This window comes from Pseudarthrobacter sp. (assembly GCF_036675385.1).
Taxonomy (GTDB): domain Bacteria; phylum Actinomycetota; class Actinomycetes; order Actinomycetales; family Micrococcaceae; genus Arthrobacter.
In genome coordinates this window covers 1-5,295 of record NZ_JAKFFD010000202.1, presented here as the reverse complement: position 1 = coordinate 5,295, position 5,295 = coordinate 1, and the positions used below count along the sequence as shown (strand labels likewise).

Annotated in this window: 4 protein-coding genes; all 4 read left to right on the top strand. The window is 66.6% G+C overall.

What is annotated here, in order from left to right:
- The first annotated feature begins 72 nt into the window (after nt 1-72).
- Nucleotides 73-1,125, top strand: coding sequence for a LacI family DNA-binding transcriptional regulator (locus V6M49_RS16920; protein ID WP_332762204.1), 1,053 nt, complete (start codon nt 73-75; stop codon nt 1,123-1,125).
- A gap of 161 nt (nt 1,126-1,286) precedes the next feature.
- Nucleotides 1,287-2,351, top strand: coding sequence for a uridine-preferring nucleoside hydrolase UriH (gene uriH / locus V6M49_RS16915; protein WP_442959754.1), 1,065 nt, complete (start codon nt 1,287-1,289; stop codon nt 2,349-2,351).
- Complete coding sequence (uriT, locus tag V6M49_RS16910) at nt 2,352-3,779, top strand: uridine transporter UriT (RefSeq protein WP_332762203.1); 1,428 nt, start codon at nt 2,352-2,354, stop codon at nt 3,777-3,779.
- The gene (locus V6M49_RS16905) at nt 3,776-4,777 is read left to right on the top strand and encodes a ribokinase (protein ID WP_332762202.1); all 1,002 of its coding nucleotides are present in this window, start codon (nt 3,776-3,778) and stop codon (nt 4,775-4,777) included. Before uriT ends, V6M49_RS16905 begins: the two co-directional genes overlap by 4 nt.
- Nucleotides 4,778-5,295: the final 518 nt, after the last annotated feature.

Genomic DNA, 5,295 nt, shown 5'->3' with positions numbered 1-5,295 from the left:
ATGCATTGACGCAGCCTGAGACTTGCTGCAAAACTGGCGGAGCGAAATATTTCGAAAGTCAAGGAGAACTAAATGACCGCCGTCGAGCAACAGGGAAAGCTCACCCTGGCAGCGATTGCCCAGGAGGCCGGCGTTTCCGCGCCCACAGTCTCTAAGGTCATCAACGGCCGGGATGACGTGGCGGCGGAGACCCGGTCCAAGGTGATGGCCGTGCTGGCGCGGACCGGCTACAAGTCCCCGGTCCAGCAGCGGCGGAACCTTGCGGGCCGGCAGGCGGTGGAGGTGGTCTTCGATTCCCTGGACTCCGCCTACTCCATCGAAGTCCTCAATGGAATCCTGGATGCGGCCGGCGCCGCGGACATTGAAGTGCTGCTGAACGTCACCAGCAAACAGGGGCCTTCGCGGTTGACCCCGGAGCAGCGCGCCCGCCGGATTGTGGACGAGGGGCGCTGCGGAATGATCGTGGTGACCTCCGCCTTCAGCGAGCCCCAGCTTGATGCCTTCAACCGCAGGGGAGTTCCCACGGTGGTCATTGATCCGCTCAACCCCCCGGCCGGAAATGTGGTCAGCATCGGCGCCACCAACTGGGCCGGCGGCAAGGACGCAACGTCCCACCTGCTGGATCTTGGCCACCGCAGGATCGCCTACCTGGGCGGTCCGGATGGCGCCGAATGCAACCAGGCCCGGCTCCACGGTTACCTGGCCGCCCTGCGGGCGAGGAACGTCCCCGTGGACGATCGCTACATCGTGCAGGGCAGCTTCAGGTCCGAGGCGGGGGTCCGGGGCATGAGGCAGCTGTTGCAGCTGGATGAGCGCCCCACTGCAGTCTTTGCGGCAAATGACACGGTTGCCCTGGGTGCGCTTGCCGAGGCGCGGCGGCAGAACGTACGGGTGCCGGAGGACCTGAGCCTGGTGGGGTTTGACGGCACGTACCAGGCGGAGGAATCCGTGCCAGCGCTGACCTCCGTGGCCCAGCCGCTGCAGGAGATGGGCCGTGCCGCGCTGCGCTTCATCCTGCGCCAAATGCGCGGAGAGACCCTGGACTCCCGCAGGGTCGAGCTGGCCACGAACCTCGTCATCCGCGAATCCACGGCGCCGCCACGGGCGCTCGGGCCCGCGGCCTGACTGCGTGGCCTGACTGCGTGATCTGAACTGCGTGGCCTGAACTGCTGGCGCTTCACGGCGTCAAGCGCTTGACGTGCGGCAACGTTAAGCGCTTGACGCACAGCCTTGGCGGGTGCCATGATCACTCTGAATACTTTCGGCCACTGCTTCGGCAGGCCCCAATGACGTGGAGATTTAACGTGGAATCCAAACCGATGAAACCCGGCCCCAAGAAAATCATTCTTGACTGCGACCCCGGGCATGACGACGCCGTGGCCATCCTGCTCGCACACGGCAACCCTGACATTGAACTGCTGGCCGTCACCACCGTGGTGGGCAACCAGACGCTCGAAAAGGTCACCCGCAACGCCCTGTCCGTGGGCACCATCGCAGGCATCACCGGCGTGCCTTTCGCCGCCGGCTGCGGCCGGCCCCTGGTCCGCACCATCGAAACCGCGCCGTCCATCCACGGCGAGACGGGCATGGACGGCCCCGCGCAGCCCGAGTCCACCATCGAGCTGGACCCGCGCCACGCCGTCGACCTCATCATCGACACCGTGATGGCCCACGAACCGGGCACGGTCACCCTCGTCCCCACCGGCGGCCTCACCAACATCGCGCTGGCAGCCCGCAAGGAGCCGCGCATTGTGGAACGCGTCAAGGAAGTTGTCCTGATGGGCGGCGGCTACCACGTGGGCAACTGGAGTGCCGTTTCCGAATTCAACATCATCATCGACCCCGAGGCCGCCCACATCGTGTTCAACGAAAAGTGGCCCGTGGTGATGGTGGGCCTGGACCTCACGCACCAGGCCCTCGCCACCCCGGACGTCGTCGAGAAGATCGCCGCCGTGGGCACCAAGCCGGCCCAGTTCGTGATGGAACTGATGGAGTTCTTCACCCAGACCTACAAGGACGCCCAGGGCTTTGACTTCCCGCCGGTCCACGATCCGTGCGCCGTGGCCTACGTGATCGATCCCAGCATCGTCACCACGCGCAAGGTTCCGGTGGACATCGAACTCCAGGGCACACTGACGCTCGGCATGACCGTGGCCGACTTCCGCGCCCCCGCACCGGACGACTGCACCACCTCCGTGGCCGTTGACCTGGACCACGCCCGTTTCTGGGACCTCGTCACGGATGCCCTGGTTCGGATTGGGGAACCTCTGACAGAAACAGCCGGCGCTCCCGCCGGCGCTGCTGAACTGGCCGAACCCGCCGCCCTTGCTGCAGCCACGGGAGGCAAGTAGATGAGCGCCACCCTCATTGAGACAAAGACCAGCCGGGGCAACGTCACCGCCCTGATGGTCGCCCTTCTGGCCGCGTGCGTCGCGTTCCAGCTCAACGCCTCCATGCTCAGCCCTGCCCTGGTCACCATGGGCAAGGAACTGAATACCGATCAGGCCGTCATCGGCCTCTCGCAGACCTGGTTCTTCACCGCGGCTGCCTTGTTCTCCCTCTTCCTGCCCCGCCTGAGCGACATCATCGGGCGGAAGAAGATCCTGATCGGCATGATGCTCCTGATGGCCGTCGGGTCGGTCATCGCGGCCATGGCCCCTGACGTGACCTGGCTCTTTGTTGGCCGTATCATCCAGGGCGTCAGCGGCCCCACCGTGCCGTTGTGCCTGATCATGCTGCGCTCCGCCGTCAGCAACCCCCGCAAATACGGGACGCTCATGGGCCTCATCACCGCGGTCAACGGCGGCGTGGCCGGCGTCGACTCGTTTGTGGGCGGCTACTTCGCCGAGCACTTCGGGTTCCGCAGCATCTTCTGGCTCATGGTGGTCCTGGCCGTTGTCGCCACGGCCCTGATCGCCGTCCTCGCCGGCGAAAGCAAGCCCGCCGCCGGCACCTCCATGGATTGGCTCGGCGTGTTCTTCATCGTCGTCGCCGTGGGTGCGCTGCTCACGGCCCTGAACGAGGGCTCCAAGCTGGTGGGCGCCTTCGCACCCGGCACGCTCCTTCTGGCCATCGGGCTGGTGGTGGTTGCCGCCGTCGCGTTCTACTGCTTCTGGACCGTGGAAAAGCGCGCCAAACAGCCCATGGTGGAAACCGTCCACCTGCGCCAGCGCTCCACCTGGGCGCCGCTGCTGACCACCACGCTGACCATGACCGGCATCTTCGCCGTCATCAACGGAATCGTGCCGGCGTATGTGCAGGCCGCGGACCCGGGATTCGGCATCGGCCCGACGGAGATGTCGCTCATCATCCTCACCCCGTACGCCCTGCTCGGCTGGCTGGTGGGTCCCCTCAGCGGCAGGCTCGCGCCCATCCTCGGCTACACCAAGGTCCTGCGCATCGGCATGCTGGGCAGCATCGCCGCCCTGGCCATCATCGCGTTCTTCGGCCTCAGCAGCCTGCCCATGATGATCGCCGGAACCGTCTTGCTGGGCATCATGTACGCCGGTACGGTCAACATCATGCTGAACGGACTCGGAGTTGTCCTCTCGCCCGCCGGAAACCCGGGATTCCTTCCCGGCATGAACGCGGGCGCCTTCAACCTGGGCGCCGGCCTGAGCTTCCTGGTGCTGCCGGCAGTGCTGGTGGCCACCTCGGCCCTCGGCGACGCCCAAGCGTCCTACCTCTCCGTGGTGGTGACGGGCCTGGTCATCACTGTGGCCGCGTTCGCCGCGTCGCTCCTCATCCCCAAGCCCGTCGAGGCTGAGGTGACCGAATGAGTTCCGCAACGGCCGGCACCCAAGGCCGGATCGTCGTCGTCGGTTCCCTGAACGCGGACCTGACCATCTATTGCGAGCGGCTGCCGCTGCCCGGCGAGACGGTGCACGGCAACGGATTCGCAGTGAACCCGGGCGGCAAGAGCGCCAACCAGGCCGTCGCCGCCAGCCTGCTGGGCGGGAACGTCAGCCTGGTGGGTGCCGTCGGTGCGGACGCGAACGGCGACATGCTCCTGTCCTCCGCTGCCGGCGCCGGGGTGGACATCTCCGGCGTGCGGACCTCAGCAACCGAGGCCACCGGCGTCGCCGTCATCGCCGTGGATTCCAACGGCGAGAACAACATCATCATCTCGGCCGGCGCCAACGGCACCCTCTCGCCGGTGGACGTCGCCGCCGCGGCGGACACGTTCGACGGCGCCGCAGTGGTCTGCCTCTGCCTGGAGGTCAGCCTGGACACGGTTGAGGCCGCCGCAAGGGCAGGGCACGACGCCGGCGCTACAGTTTTGCTGAATCTCTCGCCTTACGCGGAGGTCCCGCAGCAGCTGGCGGACCTGACCGATGTCCTGCTGGTCAACGCCCATGAGGCGTCGCTGTTCCTCGGCTCTGCCGGGAATCCCGTCTCCGCCGAAATTCCCGGCAGTGATGCGGATGCCAGCGACTGGGAAGCGGTCAGGCTGCGTTTCGCCGAGCGCGGGCTCGAGCGGGTCCTGGTCACGCTGGGGGCCTACGGCTCGGTGGTGCTGGATTCGCTGGCGCCTGCCGGGCAGCAGCTGGTCCGGGTGGCACCCATCAAGGTCAAGGCCGTGGACACCACCGGCGCGGGCGACGCCTTCACCGGTGCCGTGGCCGCCCGCCTGGCAGCCGGTGCGCCGCTGGCTGACGCCGCTGCCTTCGCCTCGATTGCCGCCGCGCTGGCCACCACCCGCAAGGGAACGCAGGCAGCCTATCCGCAGGTGGCGGACGTGGAGCGCCTTCTCGCTTCGGGTGCCGGCGCTCTGTAACGGACTGACGGGAGTACAAAAGAAGCGCCCGACGGCGGCAGGAGACTGCCGCCGTCGGGCGCTTTCTTTTGTGTGCCGCATACCGCAGTCCGCGGTTACCGGCTTCTGGCCCGGTGGAGTACTGGGATGCCCAGCTGAACGGTCATGGTTTGGGGCTGGTGCCGTGTGGTGGTTGCTGTTGGCGTTAGCGGGTGCGTGGTTCGCTGTCGACGTAGGAGCCCGGGCGGTTTTCGGTGTGGTGTTGGCAGTTGCAGCTGCTGTCCAGTTGTAGTTGGACGGTTACTGGGTTTGTTGATTCGAGTTGGATTTCCAGGGGTTCTGTTCCGTTTCTGCTGAGGCGGAGGGTTGGTTTTTGATCGTGGTGGTTGTGCATGGGGTGGCCTTTGCTGCTGGGTGGGGGTGTGGGTGTGCCCCGGTGGCACGGGTTGGTTGGCCGCGTGCTACCGGGGCGGGTTGTTTCTGGGGGTGGGTTTAGGTGTTGTCCCGGTCTGTCTGTCGGGCCTGGATGGTGGGGATGC